Source organism: Streptomyces sp. CWNU-52B, from assembly GCF_047444975.1.
GTDB lineage: Bacteria > Actinomycetota > Actinomycetes > Streptomycetales > Streptomycetaceae > Streptomyces.
Map to the genome: position 1 here is coordinate 105,015 of NZ_JBLFJV010000025.1, position 19,246 is coordinate 124,260.

A 19,246-nucleotide genomic window follows, 5' to 3' on the forward strand; every position below is an offset into this window, starting at 1 on the left:
CGTGCACCCGTACTCGCGCACACATGCCACGTACGCACACGCACGTACGCGCAGGAGCTCGTCAGATCTCGTACGTCGCTCGCGGCGTCGCCAGTTCCACCGGACCGTCGAACACCTCGCGGGCGTGCTCCAGGTTGGCCCGCGGGTCCGTCCACGGCGGGATGTGGGTGAGGACGAGGCGCCGGGCACCGGCACGGGCCGCGGACTGGCCGGCCTCACGGCCGTTGAGGTGGAGGTCCGGGATGTCCTCCTTGCCGTGCGTGAACGCGGCCTCGCAGAGGAACAGGTCCGTGTCCCGGGCCAGTTCGTCGAGCGTGTCGCTCACTCCCGTGTCCCCGGAGTACGTCAGCGACCGCCCGCCGTGCTCCACGCGGATGGCGTACGCCTCCACGGGATGCCTGACCTTCTCGGTGTGCACCGAGAACGGGCCGATCTCGAAGGAGGCCGGCTTGACCGTGTGGAAGTCGAAGACCTCGCTCATCGAGGAGGCGGAGGGGGTGTCCGCGTACGCGGTGGTCAGGCGCTGCTCCGTGCCCTCGGGTCCGTAGACGGGGATCGGGTCGCAGCGGCCGCCGTCATGGCGGTAGTAGCGCGCGACGAAGTACGCGCACATGTCGATGCAGTGGTCGGCGTGCAGATGGCTGAGGAAGATCGCATCGAGGTCGTAGAGACCGCAGTGGCGCTGCAGCTCGCCCAGGGCACCGTTGCCCATGTCGAGAAGCAGCCGGAAGCCGTCGGCCTCGACGAGGTAGCTCGAACAGGCCGATTCCGCGGACGGGAACGACCCCGAGCAGCCGACGACGGTGAGCTTCATAGAGCAGAAACCTCCGCTGGCGGGGAGTGAGACGGGGGTCGTGACAAGGTCATGAGGGGGGTTGTGCGGTTCGTCGAGCGTAAGGCGCAAAAGGGCCGGTCGCTCCTCCGTCGAGTGCCGTTGTGGGGGAACTCACCTGCGGTGTCACCGGTTCGGGGGGCTTGAAGGAGCAGGCGTGGCCTGTGGCGTGCCGGGTACGGTCGTAGGCATGAACACGTCGTGGTGGCTCGCGTTGGTGGCGGTGGTGCTGCTCGCGGGTGTCGCGACGCTCGTGGACGGATGGGGGCGCGGGCGTCGGCCGCCGCGCGGGCCGCGCGGCCCTGCCGGCTCCTCCGGTCCGTCCGGGCGCTCCGACGGTGTACGCCGCTCGCAGCGGCCCCGGCCGGCGGAGATCTGGTGGGCGAACGTGCCCTTCGAGGACGGGCCCGGCGCGAAGGACCGCCCCTGCCTGGTGCTGTCCGTGCGGGGGCGCAGGGCCCTCGTCGCCAAGATCACCACGAAGCGCCACGACGAGCGGGACGGGGTCATTCCGCTGCCCGCGGGGTCGGTGGGGGACGCGCGGGGGCGGGCGAGCTTCCTGGAGACCGGTGAGTTGCGGGGGCTGCCGGTACGGGAGTTCCGGCGGCGGGTGGGTGTGGTGGATCCGCAGGTCTGGGCTCAGGTGCGCCACCTGGCGCGCTGAGGGCTCCGCACCCGTGCGGACAAAAAAGAGCGCGCGGTTCCCCGCGCGCCCGGACGGCGCGAGGCGGGGAACCGCGTGCGCGGTCTACGCCCAGAGCTGGCCCTGCAACGTCTCGATGGCCTCTTCCGTCGTCGCCGCGGTGTAGACCCCCGTCGACAGGTATTTCCAGCCACCGTCGGCCACGACGAACACGATGTCGGCGGGCTCGCCCGCCTGCACGGCCTTGCGGCCGACCCCGATCGCGGCGTGCAGCGCCGCCCCGGTGGAGACCCCGGCGAAGATCCCCTCCTGCTGGAGCAGCTCGCGGGTACGGGTCACCGCGTCGGCCGAGCCGACCGAGAAGCGCGTGGTCAGCACGGACGCGTCGTACAGCTCGGGGACGAAGCCCTCGTCGAGGTTGCGCAGGCCGTAGACGAGGTCGTCGTAGCGCGGCTCGGCCGCGACGATCTTGACGTCCGGCTTGTGCTCGCGCAGGTACCGGCCGACGCCCATCAGCGTCCCCGTGGTGCCGAGCCCGGCGACGAAGTGCGTGACCGAGGGCAGGTCGGCCAGGATCTCCGGACCCGTGGTCGCGTAGTGGGCGCCCGCGTTGTCGGGGTTCCCGTACTGGTAGAGCATCACCCAGTCGGGGTGCTCGGCGGCGAGTTCCTTGGCGACGCGTACCGCCGTGTTGGAACCGCCGGCCGCCGGCGAGGGGATGATCTCGGCGCCCCACATGGCGAGCAGCTCACGCCGTTCCTGCGAGGTGTTCTCGGGCATGACGCAGACCATGCGGTAGCCCTTGAGCCTCGCGGCCATGGCGAGCGAGATGCCGGTGTTGCCGGAGGTCGGTTCGAGGATCGTGCAGCCGGGGGTCAACCGGCCGTCCTTCTCGGCCTGTTCGACCATGTGGAGGGCGGGGCGGTCCTTGACCGAGCCGGTCGGGTTGCGGTCCTCCAGCTTCGCCCAGATACGGACGTCGGCGGCCGGCGAGAGCCGCGGCAGGCGCACCAGAGGGGTGTTGCCCACCGCGGCCAGCGGGGAGTCGTAGCGCATCAGTGATCAGAGCCCGGCAGGTCAGACCGCCCCGCCGGCGACGGCCGGCAGGATGGTGACGCTGTCGCCGTCGGTGAGCTTGGTGTTGATGCCGTCGAGGAAGCGGACGTCCTCGTCGTTCAGGTACACGTTCACGAAGCGGCGCAGTTCGCCGCCGTCCACGATGCGGGCCTGGATGCCCTTGTGGCGGCTCTCGAGGTCGGTGAGGAGCTCGGCGAGGGTTCCCCCGCCGCCCTCGACGGCCTTCTGGCCGTCGGTGTAGGTGCGGAGGATGGTGGGGATGCGGACCTCGATGGCCATGGTTGCGGGCTCCTGTCGGAAGGTGGGTCTGGCTGAGTGCGCGCGGTGGCGCGGGGAGACGCGAGAGAGCAGGGGCACGCCGGTCGCGGCCCCGCGGAGCCGTGGCTCACGGCCCGTACGGCGGCAGGGTTCAGCGGCCTGTACAGATGGCGCTCTGCAGCCGGCACAGGTCGACGTGCAGCCGCGCCACGAGCAGCATGCCCGGCGTCTTGTCGCTCACGTCGTGGGAAACCATGGGCTCATCGTATCGATTCCTGGTTCGGGTCCCGGAATGTGATCTCAGATAGTGGATGAATTCTGCCCGAAATACGGGATCAGTATGCTTCCACCACCGTGACCTCCTCCTCCGTGACGACGCCGTCGACGATCCGGAAGGAGCGGAACTGGAAGTCGCCGAGCCCGTCGGTGTCCGCGGTCGAGACCAGCACGTAGTGGGCGTTCGGCTCGCTCGCGAGGGCGATGTCCGTACGGGAGGGGTGGGCCTCGGTCGACGTGTGGGAGTGGTAGACGACCGCCGGTTCCTCGTCGCGGTCGTCCATCTCGCGGTACAGCTTGAGCAGGTCGCCCGAGTCGAACTCGTAGAACGTGGGTGACATGGCCGCGTTCAGCATGGGGATGAAGCGCTCGGGGCGGCCGGTGCCCGCCGGGCCCGCGATCACGCCGCACGCCTCGTCGGGGTGGTCCCGGCGCGCGTGCGCGACGATCTGGTCGACGAGGGTCTGGGTGATGGTCAGCATGCTGGCCAGGATAAGCAGGAGCCGAGATGAGGGGTCGGCCGAGGGGCCGCCGGCGTAGGACCCCCGTTGCGCAGTTCCCCGCGCCCCCGGGTGTCCGGGGGCGCGGGGAACTGCGCAGTCTTTCAACGGCTCAGCCGTCAGCCGACAACCGTCATCCGGCGTTCTCGAACTGCGGGTCCCGGCGCTCGGTGACCTCCGGGTTACGGGCCTTCAGCACCGCCCAGCCGATGCCCAGCGCGGCCGCCCAGCCCGCCATCACGTAAAGACAGATGCGGGAGTCGGCGTCGGAGGCGATGAGGCAGACCACGAACAGCAGGAACACGACGGCGACCCAGCTGAGCTTCGCGCCGCCCGGGGCCGGGAAGGGCGACGTGGGCAGCCTGCCCGCGTCGACACCGCGCCGGTACAGGATGTGGCTGATCAGGATCATGAGCCAGGTCCAGATGCCGGCTGCCGTGGAGACCGAGACGACGTAGCCGAAGGCCTTCTCCGGGACGATGTAGTTCAGGATCACGCCGATGCCCATGAAGAGCATGGAGACGGTGATGCCGAACGCGGGCGTCTTGGTGGAGGACAGCTTGTTGAAGATCTTCGGGGCCTCGCCGTTGTCCGCCAGGGTGCGCAGCATGCGGCCCGTGGAGTACATGCCGGAGTTGCAGGAGGACAGGGCCGCCGTCAGGACGACGAAGTTGACGATGCCGGCGCCGGCCGGGATGCCGATCTTCGCGAAGGCCGCGACGAAGGGGCTGACCCCTGGTGCGAACTCCGTCCACTTCACGACGCAGAGGATGACGGTGAGCGCGCCGACGTAGAAGAGGGCGATCCGCCAGGGCAGCGTGTTGATGGCCTTGGGGAGGGTCTTCTCCGGGTTCTCGGACTCGCCCGCGGTGACGCCGACGAGTTCGACGGCCAGGTAGGCGAACATGACGCCCTGCAGGGTCATCAGGGACGAGCCGATGCCCTTGGGGAAGAAGCCGTCGAAGGCCCAGAGGTTGGACACGGCGGCGGTGTCGCCCGCGGAGCTGAAGCCGAAGGTGAGGACTCCGAGGCCGATCACGATCATGCCGATGAGGGCGGTGACCTTGACCATCGAGAACCAGAACTCGATCTCGCCGAAGAGCTTGACGGAGATCAGGTTCGCCACGAAGAGCACGACCAGGAAGACCAGGGCCGTGACCCACTGCGGGATCTGCGGGAACCAGTAGTTGACGTAGATCGCGGCGGCGGTGAGTTCCGCCATGCCGGTGACCACCCACATCAGCCAGTACGTCCAGCCGGTGAAGTAGCCGAAGAACGGGCCGAGGAACTCACGGGAGTACTCCGCGAAGGAGCCCGAGACCGGGCGGTAGAGCAGCAGCTCACCGAGGGCCCGCATGATGAAGAAGATGATGACGCCCGCGAGGGCGTACATGAGGATGAGGCTGGGGCCCGCCTTGGCGATGTTCGCCCCGGCTCCCAGGAAGAGGCCGACGCCGATGGCGCCGCCGATGGCGATCATCTGCACCTGGCGGCTGCCGAGCCCGCGCTCGTAGCCCTCTCCCGCGCCTTCTCCGGCGCCTTCCGCGGAGGCGTCCGTGGAGCCCTCCGCGGCGGAGGTGTCGCCGGCCGTACCAGCCGTGCCGGCCGCGGGACCCTTGCCCTTCCCGTTCCCGTCGCCGTTCCCGCCGCGCTCGTCGTCGTGTTTGCCGACCTGCACCGAGGTCATGTCTCGTGCGCCTTTCTCCATACCGATCCGAGCCGTCGTCGGCTGCGGACCGGTTCCGATCCCCCCGGATTGATGGAGCGGAGCAGGCTCCCCGAGCCCGCTGAGCGGTCTCCCCGAGACCACTCGTGCCTGGCCGGCGGTCGCCGGCTCGGTGGCGCACCTGGCGGGACCTGGGTGGTGTCCCGCCGGGCGGTCGTGCAGATCTATCACGGCCGCGACGCCCGACACCGGTGCCGGTTGTAGCGCATGCCACAGGCAGAAGCGGACATAGAACACCCGGGCCCACATAGCAGGCCCGGGTGGTGATGTGATCGTTATGCGGATTTGAGCGTCCGCTGAGCGAACATTTCATGTCGCGTCATCGACGTTTCGGCATCGACGTTTCGGCATCGACACACGGTCAGCTCATCAGTGTCTCGACCAGCGTCTCCTGGAGGCCGCCGAGCCACAGATACGCCATCACCATCGGCTTGCGCGGATCCTCGTCCGGCAGCCGGTAGAGGAGGTCCGTGTCCTCCTCGTCGACGACGTCCAGCCGGGAGCCGATCGCCAGGCGCAGGTCGTTGAGGGAGGTGAGCCACTGCTTCGACTCCCCGGGGGTCAGCTTCAGCACGGCTCCCCCCTTCCCCACGGCCGCGAGGGTGTCCAGCGAGTGGATCACCGCGAGGGCGTTCTCCCGCTTGCCGGCCCGCAGGTCGTTCTCGGTGAAGCGGCGGAACTCCGAGGAGTACGCGCGCTGCTCCTCGGCCTGCTCGGGAGAGGTCGCCTCGACGTCGGGGCCGCTGTACGCGTCCGGGAAGAGGCGTTTCAGCACGGGGTCGGAGGGCGGCTCGCTCGGCCCCTGCGCGAAGAGCTCGGCGAGCGGATCGTCGGAGACGTCCCCTCCGGGGCCCGGCCCGATGAGCTCCAGGAGCTGCACGGCGAGGGAGCGGATGATGGAGATCTCGACCTCGTCGAGCGCGACGGCCGCGCCGCCGCCGGGGAGCGGTTCGAAGTGTCCTGGCATCAGATTGCGTCGCTACTTCCAGTACTGCGCGGGCGTCGGGCAGGTGCCGGTCCCACGGAGGCCGGCACCCGGGTCGGTTCCGGGGTCAGTTCCGGTCGTGCTGGAGGGTGGCCCACAGACCGTAGCCGTGCATGGCCTGCACATCGCGCTCCATCTCCTCACGGGTGCCGCTGGAGACAACGGCCCGGCCCTTGTGGTGGACGTCCATCATCAGCTTGGTGGCCTTGTCCTTCGAGTACCCGAAGTACGACTGGAAGACGTAGGTCACGTAGCTCATCAGGTTGACCGGGTCGTTGTGGACGATGGTCACCCAGGGGACGTCGGGCTCGGGTACGGCGAAGACCTCCTCCGCCGACTCTGTCTTTTCGGTCTCTAGGGGTGCGGGAGCCGTCACACGGCCCATGCTGCCACCACAGGTGGGTGCCGGGCCAAACGAGCCCTACAAATCGTCAGAGTGACGAGATAGGGGGTAGCATCGTTTTCATGCCGCTCATCCCGGGGTTCGGCGCCCGGACCCCTGGCCGGCCTCGGCCGTCCGGGGGACACCTGTGTCATCCCGAGGAGACCCCGAGTGAACGCAGCGGACCTAGGGCTGCCGGTGGACGTCCCGTCGACAGCGCTCTTCACGGACCACTACGAGCTGACCATGCTGCAGGCCGCCCTCAAGGGCGGTACCGCCGACCGGCGTTCGGTCTTCGAGGCCTTCACCCGCCGGCTGCCCGAGGGCCGCCGCTACGGAGTCGTCGCGGGCACCGGGCGGGTCCTGGACGCCGTCGAGAACTTCCGCTTCGACGCGGACGTCATCAACTTCCTGCGCGAGCGCCGCGTGGTGGACGAGCCGACCCTGGAGTGGCTGGCCGCGTACCGCTTCAGCGGTGACGTCTGGGGTTACCCCGAGGGCGAGGTGTACTTCGCCGGGTCGCCCGTCCTACGGGTCGAGGGCTCCTTCGCGGAGTGCGTGCTCCTGGAGACCGTGATCCTCTCCATCCTCAACCACGACTCGGCCATCGCGGCCGCCGCCTCCCGGATGGCCTCGGCCGCCGGGGAGCGCCCGCTGATCGAGATGGGCGCCCGGCGCACCCACGAGCTGGCCGCGGTGGCGGCGTCCCGCGCCGCGTACGTGGGCGGCTTCACGACCACCTCCGACCTGGCCGCGGGCTTCCGTTACGGCATCCCGACGGTCGGCACGTCCGCCCACGCCTTCACCCTCGTGCACGACACCGAGCGGGACGCCTTCCGCGCCCAGGTGGACTCGCTGGGCCGGGGCACCACGCTGCTCGTGGACACGTACGACGTCGCGGAGGCCGTGCGCCTCGCCGTCGAGGTGGCCGGGCCCGAGCTCGGGGCCGTCCGGATCGACTCCGGTGACCTGCTGCTCGTGGCGCACCGGGTGCGGCAGCAGCTGGACGAGCTGGGCGCCACGAAGGCCCGGATCATCGTGACGTCGGACCTGGACGAGTACGCGATCGCCTCGCTGGCCGCGGCGCCCGTGGACGCGTACGGCGTGGGCACCCAGCTGGTGACGGGTTCCGGCCATCCGACGTGTTCGATGGTCTACAAGCTCGTCGCACGCGCCGAGTCGGCGGACCCGAAGGCTCCACTCGTGCCGGTGGCCAAGAAGTCCTCGGGCGGGAAGACGTCCATCGGCGGCCGCAAGTGGGCCGCGCGGCGGCTCGACGAGCACGGGGTCGCCGAGGCCGAGGTGATCGGCACGGGGGCGGTCCCGCCCGAGCTGGACGACAGCCGGCTCCTGGTGCAGCTCGTCAAGGGCGGCCAGGTCGTCGCCCGCGAGCCGCTGGACGTCGTGCGCGAGCGGCACGCCGAGGCCCGCGCGAACCTGCCCCTGTCGGCGACCCAGCTGTCCCGAGGGGAAGCCGTCATCCCGACCGAGTACGTGTGAGACGCGGCCGAGTACGTGTGAGACGGGTGGGTCCGGGCAGACGACGGCCCGGGACACACCTCCGGCCAACGCCGTCCTTCACGGGCCCGTACGGGAGTGAACGGGCGGCAAGCCGGGAAAAGCAACGGCAACGACCGCACGCTCTGTCATGCCCGCGCGCCCATGAGGGGGCGCGACCAGCCACGATCACCCGCAGACGAAGCACCGGATCCAGCGGAGCGCCTCCCTGCCAAGCCGAAGGACACCGACCATGCGCCGCGCCTTGATCGTCGTAGACGTCCAGAACGACTTCTGCGAGGGAGGCAGCCTCGCGGTCTCCGGCGGGGCGGATGTCGCCGCCGCGATCACGGAGCTGATCGGGCAGGCCCCGGCCGGCTACCGCCATGTGGTGGCGACCCGCGACCACCACATCGCGCCCGGCGGCCACTTCGCGGACAACCCCGACTACGTCGACTCGTGGCCCGCGCACTGCGTGGCCGGCACCGAGGGCGTGGGCTTCCACCCGAACTTCGCCCCGGCGGTCGCCTCCGGCGCGATCGACGCGGTCTTCGACAAGGGCGCGTACTCGGCGGCGTACAGCGGCTTCGAGGGCGCCGACGAGAACGGCGTCCCGCTGGCCGACTGGCTGCGCGCCCGGGAGATCACCGAGGTCGACGTGGTGGGCATCGCCACCGACCACTGCGTCCGGGCCACAGCCCTGGACGCGGCCCGCGAGGGCTTCCGCACCCAGGTACTCCTGGACCTCACAGCAGGCGTCTCCCCGGAAACCACAGCCCACGCCCTGGAAACCCTCCGAGAAGCAGGCGTAGAACTAACAGGCAAGCCGGTGGTCTGACCAGCACGAACAAGAACACCGGGCCTGGGTCCGGGGGCCGGGTCCGGGGGGGGCGCGCGAAGCGCCGCCCTCCAGGGGCGCGGGGAACTGCGCGCCAAGCCCCCACCCACCCGCGGACAAAAATCCGCCCCTCAGCCCCAGCGAAGGCGCGCGCGAAGCGCCGCCCCTCAGGGGCGCGAGGAACTGCGCGACCAGCCCCCACCCACCCGCAGCCACAAACCCGCCCTCAGGCCCCAGCGAAGGCGCGCGCGAAGCGCCGCCCCTCAGGGGCGCGAGGAACTGCGCGACCAGCCCCCACCCACCCGCAGCCACAAACCCGAACCCAGCGGAGCGCTCACGCGACGGGCCGTCGCATCAACGCCCGGATCGGATGCCACAGCTCAGCAACAGCACCCCCGCCACCCCCAGCGGCAGCGTCCTGCGCCGTGCGCCATATCAGCCCGTCCGGATGATGCAGCACCGCAGTGATCTCGTCCGGCGTGGGCGGCGCCCCGTTCCCGCGCAGGTACACCGCCCGCAGCCCCAGGTTGCGCAGTCGCGTCAACGCACGGGCGCGATTGTGCGCGTGCACCAGCACCCGCACCGACCCGGCGCCGGGGGCGGGCGCGAGCGGTCGGGGCAGGTTCAACGCCACCACGACGGTGCCGTTCGGCAGCTTGCTGAAACCTCCTGCGGCCATGCAGTCATACCCCCGCGAGATCCGGTGTCAATAAGAGAGTCACAGGACGCACCTAAACACGATCGGCCGCAACCCGCCAGAGGGTTGCGGCCGATCATGGTTTGACCTGCGAAAACGTCTCTTACTTCGCCGCGGCGGAGACCTTCACCGTGATCGTCGAGCCATCACGCGGCTCCTTCACGATCGCGATCTTCGTATTGGTGTCAGTGATCTTGACACCTCCGGTCGGGTTGGCCTCGTCGTAGTAGCTGTTCGTGCGGTCGTTGAAGATCCGGTTGCCCGGCTGCGACTTGATCTTCGTCGCGACGTCCGCCTTGTGCAGCGTGAGACCGTCCGTCCGGTACGAGCTGAACGGCGAGTCGTAGGACTGGATGCGGTTGCGCATCAGCGTGCCGTCGGACCACTTCAGCGCCTTCGGGTGGGCGTCCACCGGCAGCAGCAGTCCGGTGCCCTGGTGCTGGCTGACGTTGTTGTCCCGCTGGGAGGTGTCCCACTTCCAGATCAGCAGACCGTTCTGGTAGGGGAAGTGCTCCACCCAGTTCGGCCGCGTGGTCGCGAAGCCGAAGTTGTACGGGCCGACCTCGAGGGTCTTGTCGTACGACACGTACTGGCGGTTCTCGGCGATGTAGTACTGCGCGTAGTCCTTGGTGAAGGACGCGCCGACCCGGGAGAAGCCGGTGGCCCGCCACGCGTCGTCGGCGGTCTCGGCGTCGTCCGAGAAGACCACGGCACCGTCGGCGGTGACGGTGATCTCGTCCGCCGTGAAGCCCTTCTGGGCCACGCCGCCGTCGGTGGAGTAGCGGAAGCGAAGGTCGAACTTCTGGCCCGCGTAGGCGTCGAGCGGGAACGACAGCTTCTTGTACGCGTCCGCGGTGCCGGTCAGCGCGGGGCTGCCGCTGGCGTCCCGCGGGATGGCCTCACCGTCGGCCGTTCCGTCGATCGGCGTCCACTTGGTGCCGCCGTCGGTGGAGACCTCGGTGTAGAGGTAGTCGAAGTCCGTCTCGATGTCGTACCAGCCGTCGAGGGTCAGCGCCGCCGACGACTTGCCCGTGAGGTCCACGGAACGGGTCAGCGTGTTCTTGAGGTCGTCGCCGCTGCCGCTCCACCACTGGCTCTCGCCCTGCGCCGGGGGCACCACCTCGGTGGTGACCTCCTTCTCGGGCAGTTCGACCACCAGGGCCTGGGCCTTCTTGGTGTTGTACTCGGCCACGCCCAGCGTGTGGGTGGAGCGCGTCGCGGCCTTGGCCGTGTCGTACTTCAGCCAGCCGAGCTGGAGCTTGTCCCAGGCGGTCATGTCGCCGGGCAGGTCACCGATGGCGTTCTTGCCGGTGCCGAGCCAGGAACCGGAGGACATCAGCGTCCAGAACGCCGTGGAGTTCTCCGCGGTGTTGGTCGTGTCGTAGTGGTCCGGCAGACCGAGGTCGTGGCCGAACTCGTGGGCGAAGACGCCAAGACCGCCGTTCTCCGGCTGGATCGTGTAGTCGCCGACCCAGATGCCGGAGTCGCCGATCTGCGCCCCGCCCATCTTGTTGCCGTCGGGGCCGGTGGCGCCGGCGTCGGTGCCGAACGCGTACCAGCGGTGCGCCCAGATGGCGTCCTCGCCCTGGACGCCGCCGCCCGCGGACTCGTCCTCGCCGGCGTGCACGATCTGGAAGTGGTCGATGTAGCCGTCGGGCTCGTTGAAGTCGCCGTCGCCGTCGTAGTCGTTGCGGTCCCACTTGTCGTAGGCGGCCAGCTCGGACTTGATGTCGGCGTCGGACTTGCCGGCCGCCTTCTGGGCGGCGGCCCAGGCGGTGACGCCGTCGGCGACCGCGTTCCACGCGCAGGTGTCGGGGTCGCACTTGTTGGAGCCGTAGCGGGCCTCGTTGTAGGGCACCTTCACCCAGTCGGAGACCTTGCCGTCGAGGGAGTAGCGGCCCGAGGACTGCTTCTCGTAGTACTTCTTCATCGACTCGACACCCTTGCCGGTGCCGAAGTAGAGGTCCTGGTAGTGCTCCGTGTTGTAGTCGGCCTTCCAGTCCGTGCTGTTGTCCTCGGACGGGTCCGGCTCGGCTATCTCGTTGTGGAGCGGGCCGGGGGTGCCGCCGTAGCGGCTGTCCACCTGGTCGCCGAACTCCACGAGGATCGTGAAGATCTCGTCGGTCTTCTCACGGCCGAGCTCCACGTACTTGCCGTTCTGGAGCTTCACGACCTGCGAACCGCCGCGCTCGGCGACCTTCGCGTCGCCGGATATGACCCTCTTGAGCGCCTCTTCGCGCTGGGCCGCCTGACGGTCGGTCAGAGGACCCTTCAGGTCGTGCTCGTGCGCGGCGTCGTCCCCGGCACGTGCCGGGTCCTGCCGGTTCGCGGCCGCGGTCGCGGCCGGCTGGTCGCCGGCGTCGGCCTGTGCCACCGCGAAGGTCGAGAACGTGGCAGCGGCCGTCGCGAGCGACACACCCACCGCGGCTGCTCTGTACGTCCATGGTCTGCTGATCACTTGATGCAGTCCTCCCTCGCGCCGGGCGCGCGGAGGGACGGTGTCCAGATCTTGGAGTCCGCATCTTGAGGTCCGCGCGCGCTCTATGCGCGTCACAAGTGACGACATTCGATCGGAGTTGGGGGAGAAAAGACAGACCTTGACTTGAACAGGTCAAGTGAGTTATGGACCGACGACGACCCTGGGGGCCGTGTTCCGCGCGCCGACCCCCCTCCGCTCGCGCGAGATCCGCGCACCGCTCAACAGGCGCGTTCGCAAGCCGGGTTGATCGACGTCATGATTCCGTGCGCCCCCCGTGCACCGGCACCGTGGGTTAGGTCACGCTTACTGCTCGTTCCACTCGGGCACACAGGCCAATAGAGTCGGTTGGCGGCGCGCCGGATTTCCGGTGTTTTGCCAAGCGACACCGTTGTCGCACCCCTGATTCTTATCCGCCCCCTCCCCCACCGCGAGAGGCACCGGGGGGAGACCCCCATCCCGAGGACGGAATGCCATGCCTCGTCCGACCGCCGCACAGCTCGTCTACGGTTCCTGCACCGTGATCTTCTCCACGCTCGCCATGCTGCTGCTGTCACAGACGAGTTCGGGCCTGGGAGTCGTGCTCATAGCGCTCTCCGCCCTCGTACTCGGCCTCCTCGTGGCCATGACGGTCCCCGCACCCAAGCCCGCCGCGACCGCCGTCGCCCCGGCGTCCGCGGCCCGTCCCGCGCCTGCCGCCGCGATCGTCACCGGCGCCGGCACGGAACAGCGCGTTCCGGTGCGGCGCGAGACCGTCGCCGCCGCCGGGGCGTCCGAGCCGGTCGGCGAACGCGCCTGAGCCCGTGCACGGGTGGGCCCGTCCCGCACGGGCCCACTCCGTCGCGTACCACCGGGACGCGGGTCGCGTACCGCTCAATTGGTGCTGACCACCACCGTCTTGGCCGCCTTGTCGTGCAGGCCCTGCTTGTACGGCTTGTCGAAGAAGCTCCAGCCGCCCGCGACGGCGGTCCAGATGCACGCGCAGCAGAACGCGAACGGCACCCACAGCACCAGCGCGCGGACCAGTGAGGTCTGCACGGAGGGCGTGGCTCCGTCGCTCAGGTTCGCGACCCGCAGGTGCAGCCACCTCTTGCCGAGGGTCTGCCCCGACCTGCTGGTCATGAACGTGTCGTAGGCGACGTAGAGCAGCAGGGCGATCAGGGACTGCCCGAAGGACTTGCCGTACTGGATCTTGTCCGCGTCCACGTCGTACTCGTTGACGCCGAAGCCCCATGTGAGCAGCCACACCACGATGACGACGAGGATCAGGTCGATGATCCTCGCGAGCACGCGCCTGCCGCTGTCGGCCAGCGGCGGCATCCCCGCGAGCGGGTCGGCGCCGTGGGGCCCGCCTCCGTAGGGGCTTCCTCCGTAGGGGCTTCCTCCGTAGGGGTCACCGCCGCCGGGGCCTCCCCCGTAGCCGCCGCCCGGGGCTCCTCCCCCGTAAGGGTCACCGCCGCCTCCGTAGGGCGGCGGCGCGGCGCCGTACGGGGAGCCCGCGCCGCTCTGCCCGGACGGCGGCGGCGGTTGCTTCCTGAACGGGTCCCCGTCCGGCGGCTGCTGATACGGCTTCTGATACGGATCGTCGTCCGGAGGGAGCGGCGGCTCGGTGCTCATGCCCCGAGTCGACCGCGAACCCTCCGGCCCCGCAATGAGGGGACGGCCGTCCGGGGCATCCGGCGGTGCCCCGCGCCGTGTCCGGCGGTGTCCTCAGCCCGCGACGAAGGTGTGGGCCGCCTTGTCGTGCCAGCACTGGCGCCACGGGCGGTCGAACAGGCCCCACACGACACCCACGACCCCGACGACGAGGAGCCCCGGGACGCTGTAGACGATCCAGCGGCGCAGCGCCAGGCCGAACGACGGCGGGTCGCCTCCCTCGATGTCCCGTACCTGGAGGCCGAACAGCTTCTTCCCGAGGGTGCGGCCCCACCTCGCGGTGGGCAGCGCCTCGTAGAGGACACCGAAGACGAGCAGTACGGCGAGCACGATGCCGAGGTAGAGCGCGGTCGTGCCGTCCAGCAGCCACACCGTGACCGTCTCGCCGGAGAGCTTGGCCGCGTCGATCTTCTCGTCGACGTGGTCGAGGGCCCGGGTGCCCAGCGGTACGGCCGCCGCTCCGGTGACCGCGGCCAGTACCAGCGTGTCCACGAGGCGGGCGGCGAACCGCTTGCCGAGCCCCGCCGGGCGCGCGTTCGCCTGCGAGCGGACGACCGCCTGGAACGGGTCCTCCCGCACCGGCTTCCACGGCACGACGGGCTGGTCCTCGTCCGACCCGGCCAGCCGGTGGACCTGCTGGGCCCAGGAGGGCTGTCCGCCGCCGGGGCCCGCGCTCATGGGCGCCTGGGCGGCGGCCTGCGGCGCGGCGGCGGGAGTGGACTGCTGGGGTGGCACGGCCGGGGCGGGCTGCTGCTGCGGGCCCGCGGGGGCGGCCGGGGCGGTGGGGGTGGCCGGGGCCGCCTGAGAGGCCGGGGTAGGCGCGGCGGGCTTCGGTCCGCGCGGCCGGCCGGCTCTCGGGGACAGGGCCCTGATGGCCATCGTGCCCTCGGAGGCGAGGGGGTCCCGGGAGGGAGGGACGCCCGTGGCGGCGTCGGGTCCGGCCGCTCCCGCCGGAGTCGCGGGTGCGGCGTCCTTGCCTGCCGCGCCGGACCGTCCGGCCTGGCCCGACTGTCCCGACTGGCCCGCCACATGTGCGCGTCCGGCGCCCATGGCACCGGCCGTTCCCGCGGGGCGTACCGGTCCCGTGGGCCTGCGGAAGACCACGGTGCCGGACGAGGAGGGCGGCGCGGCCGCCCCGGAGTCCCCCGCGGAGTCCGGCCCGGTGAACGGGGCCGCACCGTCCGCGTGGTCCCGGTGGTCCGTGTGGTCCCGGTGGTCCGTGTGGTCCGGGCCGCCGTCGGTCCTGGCCGCCTCCGACGGTACGCGCGGGTCCGGGGAGCCCCAGCGGACCCGGCGGTCCTGATCGCCGCCGAAGCCGGTCTGCCGGGAGCGGTCGGCGCCCCACGCGGTGGCCGGTTCGGGGCGGCTGCCGTGCTGTGCGTCGGCGGGTGACGGCCCCTCGGGGGGCGGTCCCGCCGCGGGCGGGTCCTCGTCGAAGAAGTGCGGGCCCGTCTCCTCGGTGGACACGGGCGCGGGCCGCGCGTCCGTGGGCGAGGCGATCGATTCGCCGCCGGACGGAGCCGGCCGGCTGGTGCCCGGCACCCAGGAGGCACCGTTCCAGTACCGGACATATCCAGGAATGGACGGGTCCGGGTAGTACCCCTCGCGGGGCCTGTCGTCGCCGGGGGCCGGGGTTGGGGCGCTCATGTCCGTCGTCCCGTATCTGCTCGGGGGTCGTGTTGAGCGTCCACATCTATCAGACGGGGGCAACCGCCACTGCCGCTCCTGGCGTACCTACCCCCTTCGAGCAAGGTTCCCCCACCTTTTCCGGCCTTCGCGGGGTATACGCGGAGCGGCCGGAGGAGACCGCCGGAAAAAAAGTTCGCCGAACCGGCGTAATGCTTCGGTCTCCGCCGCCTCTCCACTGTGGCGGGCCCGTCACGGGGCCCCGTACGCGACACGAGAGGAACCGCACGCATGTACACCGTGGTGGAGCGCGAGCTCGAACTCAAACTGGTCCTGTCCCCCGAACGCAGCATCCCGGTCCCGGCTCTGCTGAGCTACCGCACCGACGACCCGTACGCCGTCCACGTCACCTTCCACATCGGCACCGACCACCCCGTGAGCTGGACGTTCGCGCGTGAGCTGCTCGTCGAGGGGGTGTTCAGGCCGTGCGGGCACGGGGACGTGCGGGTGTGGCCCACGAAGGTCGGCGGGCGCAGCGTCGTCCTGATGGCGCTGAGTTCGCCCGACGGGGACGCCCTGCTGGAGGCGCCCTCCGCGCAGGTGTCGAGCTGGCTGGAGCGCACCCTGCGGGCGGTCCCGCCGGGCACCGAGGCCGAGCAGCTCGGTATCGACGACGGCCTCGCCGAGCTGCTCGCGCCGGCCCCGGCCGACGACCTGTGGCTGTGCGACCCGTGGCCCTCCGACGAGTCCAAGGACGGGGAGTGAGGGGACGGGGAGGAGTGCACGGATGGGGAGGAGCACGCGGACGGGGAGGGGGCGTGCGGGTGGCTCAGAAGAGTTTTCCCGGGTTCAGGATGCCCAGGGGGTCGAAGGCCGCCTTGACCGCCCGCTGCATCTCGATGCCCACCGGGCCGATCTCCCGGGCCAGCCACTCCTTCTTGAGGACGCCCACTCCGTGCTCGCCGGTGATCGTGCCGCCGAGTTCCAGGCCGAGCGCCATGATCTCGTCGAAGGACTCCCGGGCGCGCCGGGACTCCTCCGGATCGCTCGCGTCGAAGCAGACGGTGGGGTGGGTGTTGCCGTCGCCCGCGTGCGCGACGACCCCGATGGTCAGCCGGTACTTCTCGGCGATCCGGTCGATGCCCTCCAGCATCGCGGCGAGCCGGGAGCGCGGTACGCACACGTCGTCGATCATCGTCGTGCCCTTGACCGCCTCAAGTCCGGTGAGGGACAGCCTGCGGGCCTGGAGCAGCAGCTCCGACTCGGCCGTGTCCTCCGCCGGTACGACCTGGGTGGCGCCGGCCGCCTCGCACAGCGCGCCGACCGCGGCGAGGTCGGCCGCCGGGTCGAGCGTGTCGAAGGCCGCGAGGAGCAGGGCCTCGGTGCTCTCCGGGAGACCCATGTTCGCCAGGTCGTTGACGGCCTTCACCGTCGTACGGTCCATCAGTTCGAGCAGCGACGGCACGTGGCCGCCCTCCATGATCCGGCAGACCGCGTCGCAGGCGGCCGCCCCCGAGGCGAACTCGGCGGCCAGCACCAGTTGCCGGGGAGGCTGCGGCTTGAGGGCGAGGGTCGCTCCGACGACGATCCCCAGTGAGCCCTCCGAGCCGACGAAGAGGCGCGTCAGGTCGTATCCCGCGACGCCCTTCGCCGTGCGGCGGCCGGTGGACATCAGGCGTCCGTCGGCGAGGACGACGTCCAGGCCGAGGACGTACTCGGCCGTCACTCCGTACTTGACACAGCACAGGCCGCCCGAGGCCGTGCCGATGTTCCCGCCGATGGTGCACATCTCCCAGCTGGAGGGGTCCGGCGGGTAGTAGAGGCCGTGTTCGTTGACGGCGCGGGAGAGCGTGGCGTTGACGACGCCCGGCTCGACCACCGCGATCCGGTCGACGGGGCTGATCTCCAGGATCCGGTCCATCTTGACGAGGGACAGCACGACGCAGCCCTCGGAGGCGTTGGCCGCCCCCGACAGGCCCGTACGGGCGCCCTGCGGGACGACCGGGATCCGCAGTGCGGTGGCGACCCGCATGACGTGCTGGACCTGCTCGACGGTGCGTGGCAGGACGACGACCGCGGGGGTGCCTGCCGCGCAGAAGCTGGCCATGTCGTGGGCGTACGAGCTGGTGACGTCCGGGTCGGTGAGGATCGCCTCGGCCGGCAGGGCCGCGAGGAGGCGTTCGGTGAGGTCTCCCGTCGCCGGTCCCGCCGTCTCCGCCGGTCCCGCGGTTCCCGTCGTTCCCGTCGTTCCCGTCGCCACGATGTCCTCATCGGGTCGGGCTTCGATACGGCTCATGATCACAGCCTCGCACTCGGGGCCATCGGTGTGAACCCCGCCCGCGCGAGGCTTTCCGTGCCGGGGTGGTGGCCGGGTGTGCTCTTCGTACTGGCGCACAGTGAGCCGCATGGAGAGTGGCAAGACAGGAAACCCTGCCTCGGGGGTCGTGGCCTGGGCCGTCGCGGGCTGTTTCGTTCTGGGGTGTGTGCTGATGGCGTTGCCCTCCGGGCATCGTGGGCCGCCCGCCGCCCCTGGGCCCGTGGCTCGGGCCGTGAGCGCTCTCCAGGTCGGGGCGCCTGCCTCGCTGCCCGATCTGGTCGCCCTGATCCGGGACCGCGAGGCCCATCTGCGGGCCCATCCGGGTGATGTGCGGTCCTGGGCCGAACTCGGCGCGGCGTACGTGGAGCGGGGTGAGCGCACCGCCGAGCCCGGGTACTTCCCTAAGGCCGAGAAAGCCCTGGGTACGTCGCTGAAGACACGGCCGAAGGGGAACGTGGAGGCGCTCGGCGGGCTGGCCGCGCTCGCCCTCGCCCGGCACGACTTCCACAGCGCGCGGAAGTGGGGGGAGGCCGCGGTGGCCGCCTCGCCCCGGCGGTGGACCGCCTATCCGGGGCTGATCGACGCGTACCGGGGGCTCGGTGACCACAAGGCCGCGCGGCGGACGCTGGACAAGCTCGTCAAGCTGCCCTCGGGGAGCGCGGGGGCCAGGGTGCAGGTGCTCACCCGGGCCGGGCTCGTGTACCGCGACCAGGGGTGGCGGGACGATTCCGCCGCCGCCCTGTCCGACGCGGCGGCGCTCGCCTCCGCTCCGGCCGAGCGCGCCGGCTGTCTCGTGCGGGTCGGGGAGCTGGCCTGGGAGCGCGGGGAGGCCGCCGAGTCGCTGCGCGCCTTCGAGGCGGCGCTGCGGGCCGATCCCGGGGAGCACGCGGCGCGGGCCGGGCAGGGCAGGGCGCTGGCCGCGCTGGGGCGGCACTCGGAGGCGCTGCGCGCGTACCGGTCCGCGCTGGCGAGGCGGCCGTTGCCGCGGTACGCGCTGGAGCTGGGCGAGTTGCACGAGTCGCTGGGGATGGGCGGGGCCGCGCGGGCCCAGTACGACGTGTTGCGGGCGCGGGTGCGGGAGGGGGACGCGGCGGGTGTGGACGACGAGTTGGTGCTGGGGCTCTTCGAGGCGGATCACGGGGACGCGGGGGTGGCGGTGCGGCGGTTGCGTGCCGAGTGGGAGCGACATCCTTCGGTGGCCGTCGCGGACGCGCTGGGGTGGGCGTTGCACCGGGCCGGGGAGGACGGTGAGGCGATCGGGTTCGCCACACGGGCCACGGACGAGGGTCGTGGGGGTGGGGTGCGGTTCGCTCTGTACGCGTATCACCGCGGGGTGATCGAGCGGGGGGTGGGGAAGGACGGGGCTGCTCGGCGGCATCTCGGGGAGGCGTTGCGGATCGATCCGGGCTTCTCGCCGGTTCATGTGCCGTTGGCCGAGAGGGCTTTGGAGGAGTTGGGGG

The 19,246-nt window shown here is 70.9% G+C and carries 19 protein-coding genes; 6 read left to right on the forward strand and 13 right to left on the reverse strand.

What is annotated here, in order from left to right:
- Positions 1-61: 61 nt before the first annotated feature.
- A complete protein-coding gene (locus ACLVWQ_RS24540) occupies positions 62-814 on the reverse strand; it encodes an MBL fold metallo-hydrolase (protein ID WP_414111316.1) in 753 nt (250 codons plus the stop codon).
- Between the two features lie 208 nt (positions 815-1,022).
- Between ACLVWQ_RS24540 and ACLVWQ_RS24545 the strand changes: the two genes are divergently transcribed.
- Positions 1,023-1,496 (forward strand): type II toxin-antitoxin system PemK/MazF family toxin, encoded by a 474-nt coding sequence (locus ACLVWQ_RS24545; protein WP_414111317.1) that lies wholly within the window; start codon positions 1,023-1,025, stop codon positions 1,494-1,496.
- Positions 1,497-1,580: 84 nt separating this feature from the next.
- Here ACLVWQ_RS24545 and ACLVWQ_RS24550 read toward each other — a convergent pair whose 3' ends face one another.
- The 7 genes from ACLVWQ_RS24550 to clpS all read right to left on the reverse strand — a co-directional run bounded on the left by ACLVWQ_RS24550 (position 1,581) and on the right by clpS (position 6,682).
- On the reverse strand, positions 1,581-2,531 hold the full coding sequence (locus ACLVWQ_RS24550) for a PLP-dependent cysteine synthase family protein (protein WP_414111318.1): 951 nt from the start codon (positions 2,529-2,531) through the stop codon (positions 1,581-1,583).
- A gap of 21 nt (positions 2,532-2,552) precedes the next feature.
- Positions 2,553-2,831 carry a MoaD/ThiS family protein gene (locus tag ACLVWQ_RS24555; protein WP_414111319.1) on the reverse strand — a complete coding sequence of 93 codons (279 nt, stop codon included), beginning with the start codon at positions 2,829-2,831 and terminating at the stop codon, positions 2,553-2,555.
- Between the two features lie 130 nt (positions 2,832-2,961).
- The gene (locus ACLVWQ_RS24560) at positions 2,962-3,066 is read right to left on the reverse strand and encodes a putative leader peptide (RefSeq protein ID WP_414111320.1); all 105 of its coding nucleotides are present in this window, start codon (positions 3,064-3,066) and stop codon (positions 2,962-2,964) included.
- A gap of 79 nt (positions 3,067-3,145) precedes the next feature.
- Positions 3,146-3,568, reverse strand: coding sequence for a Mov34/MPN/PAD-1 family protein (locus ACLVWQ_RS24565; RefSeq protein ID WP_414111321.1), 423 nt, complete (start codon positions 3,566-3,568; stop codon positions 3,146-3,148).
- Between the two features lie 151 nt (positions 3,569-3,719).
- A complete protein-coding gene (locus ACLVWQ_RS24570) occupies positions 3,720-5,273 on the reverse strand; it encodes an amino acid permease (protein WP_414111322.1) in 1,554 nt (517 codons plus the stop codon).
- Between the two features lie 400 nt (positions 5,274-5,673).
- Positions 5,674-6,279: a DUF2017 domain-containing protein gene (locus ACLVWQ_RS24575; RefSeq protein ID WP_414111323.1), complete on the reverse strand. Its 606-nt coding sequence runs from the start codon at positions 6,277-6,279 to the stop codon at positions 5,674-5,676.
- Between the two features lie 85 nt (positions 6,280-6,364).
- A complete protein-coding gene (clpS, locus tag ACLVWQ_RS24580; protein ID WP_055507800.1) occupies positions 6,365-6,682 on the reverse strand; it encodes an ATP-dependent Clp protease adapter ClpS in 318 nt (105 codons plus the stop codon).
- 168 nt (positions 6,683-6,850) lie between these two features.
- On the opposite strand from clpS, the gene ACLVWQ_RS24585 reads away from it, so the two are divergent.
- Both ACLVWQ_RS24585 and ACLVWQ_RS24590 read left to right on the forward strand, forming a co-directional pair.
- Positions 6,851-8,179: a nicotinate phosphoribosyltransferase gene (locus ACLVWQ_RS24585; RefSeq protein WP_414111324.1), complete on the forward strand. Its 1,329-nt coding sequence runs from the start codon at positions 6,851-6,853 to the stop codon at positions 8,177-8,179.
- Positions 8,180-8,429: 250 nt separating this feature from the next.
- On the forward strand, positions 8,430-9,014 hold the full coding sequence (locus tag ACLVWQ_RS24590; RefSeq protein WP_414111325.1) for a nicotinamidase: 585 nt from the start codon (positions 8,430-8,432) through the stop codon (positions 9,012-9,014).
- A 334-nt stretch (positions 9,015-9,348) separates the two neighbouring features.
- On the opposite strand, the gene ACLVWQ_RS24595 is transcribed toward ACLVWQ_RS24590, so the two are convergent.
- Positions 9,349-9,693, reverse strand: coding sequence for a hypothetical protein (locus ACLVWQ_RS24595; protein WP_414111326.1), 345 nt, complete (start codon positions 9,691-9,693; stop codon positions 9,349-9,351).
- Between the two features lie 121 nt (positions 9,694-9,814).
- Entirely contained in the window at positions 9,815-12,169 is a 2,355-nt protein-coding gene (locus ACLVWQ_RS24600; RefSeq protein ID WP_414111327.1) for an immune inhibitor A domain-containing protein, read from the reverse strand.
- Positions 12,170-12,662: 493 nt separating this feature from the next.
- On the opposite strand from ACLVWQ_RS24600, the gene ACLVWQ_RS24605 reads away from it, so the two are divergent.
- The gene (locus ACLVWQ_RS24605; RefSeq protein ID WP_414111328.1) at positions 12,663-12,986 is read left to right on the forward strand and encodes a hypothetical protein; all 324 of its coding nucleotides are present in this window, start codon (positions 12,663-12,665) and stop codon (positions 12,984-12,986) included.
- A gap of 74 nt (positions 12,987-13,060) precedes the next feature.
- Here the strand turns inward: ACLVWQ_RS24605 and ACLVWQ_RS24610 are convergent, their stop codons facing one another.
- Entirely contained in the window at positions 13,061-13,804 is a 744-nt protein-coding gene (locus ACLVWQ_RS24610; RefSeq protein WP_414111329.1) for an RDD family protein, read from the reverse strand.
- Between the two features lie 93 nt (positions 13,805-13,897).
- Positions 13,898-15,490 (reverse strand): RDD family protein, encoded by a 1,593-nt coding sequence (locus ACLVWQ_RS24615; protein WP_414111330.1) that lies wholly within the window; start codon positions 15,488-15,490, stop codon positions 13,898-13,900.
- A gap of 270 nt (positions 15,491-15,760) precedes the next feature.
- Between ACLVWQ_RS24615 and ACLVWQ_RS24620 the strand changes: the two genes are divergently transcribed.
- Positions 15,761-16,234, forward strand: a complete 474-nt coding sequence (locus ACLVWQ_RS24620; RefSeq protein WP_414111331.1) for an SsgA family sporulation/cell division regulator — start codon at positions 15,761-15,763, stop codon at positions 16,232-16,234.
- A 64-nt stretch (positions 16,235-16,298) separates the two neighbouring features.
- Here ACLVWQ_RS24620 and ACLVWQ_RS24625 read toward each other — a convergent pair whose 3' ends face one another.
- Complete coding sequence (locus tag ACLVWQ_RS24625) at positions 16,299-17,771, reverse strand: FAD-binding oxidoreductase (protein WP_414111332.1); 1,473 nt, start codon at positions 17,769-17,771, stop codon at positions 16,299-16,301.
- A 103-nt stretch (positions 17,772-17,874) separates the two neighbouring features.
- Here ACLVWQ_RS24625 and ACLVWQ_RS24630 point away from each other — a divergent pair.
- A partial coding sequence (locus ACLVWQ_RS24630) for a tetratricopeptide repeat protein (RefSeq protein WP_414111333.1) occupies positions 17,875-19,246 on the forward strand: 1,372 nt, incomplete at its 3' end.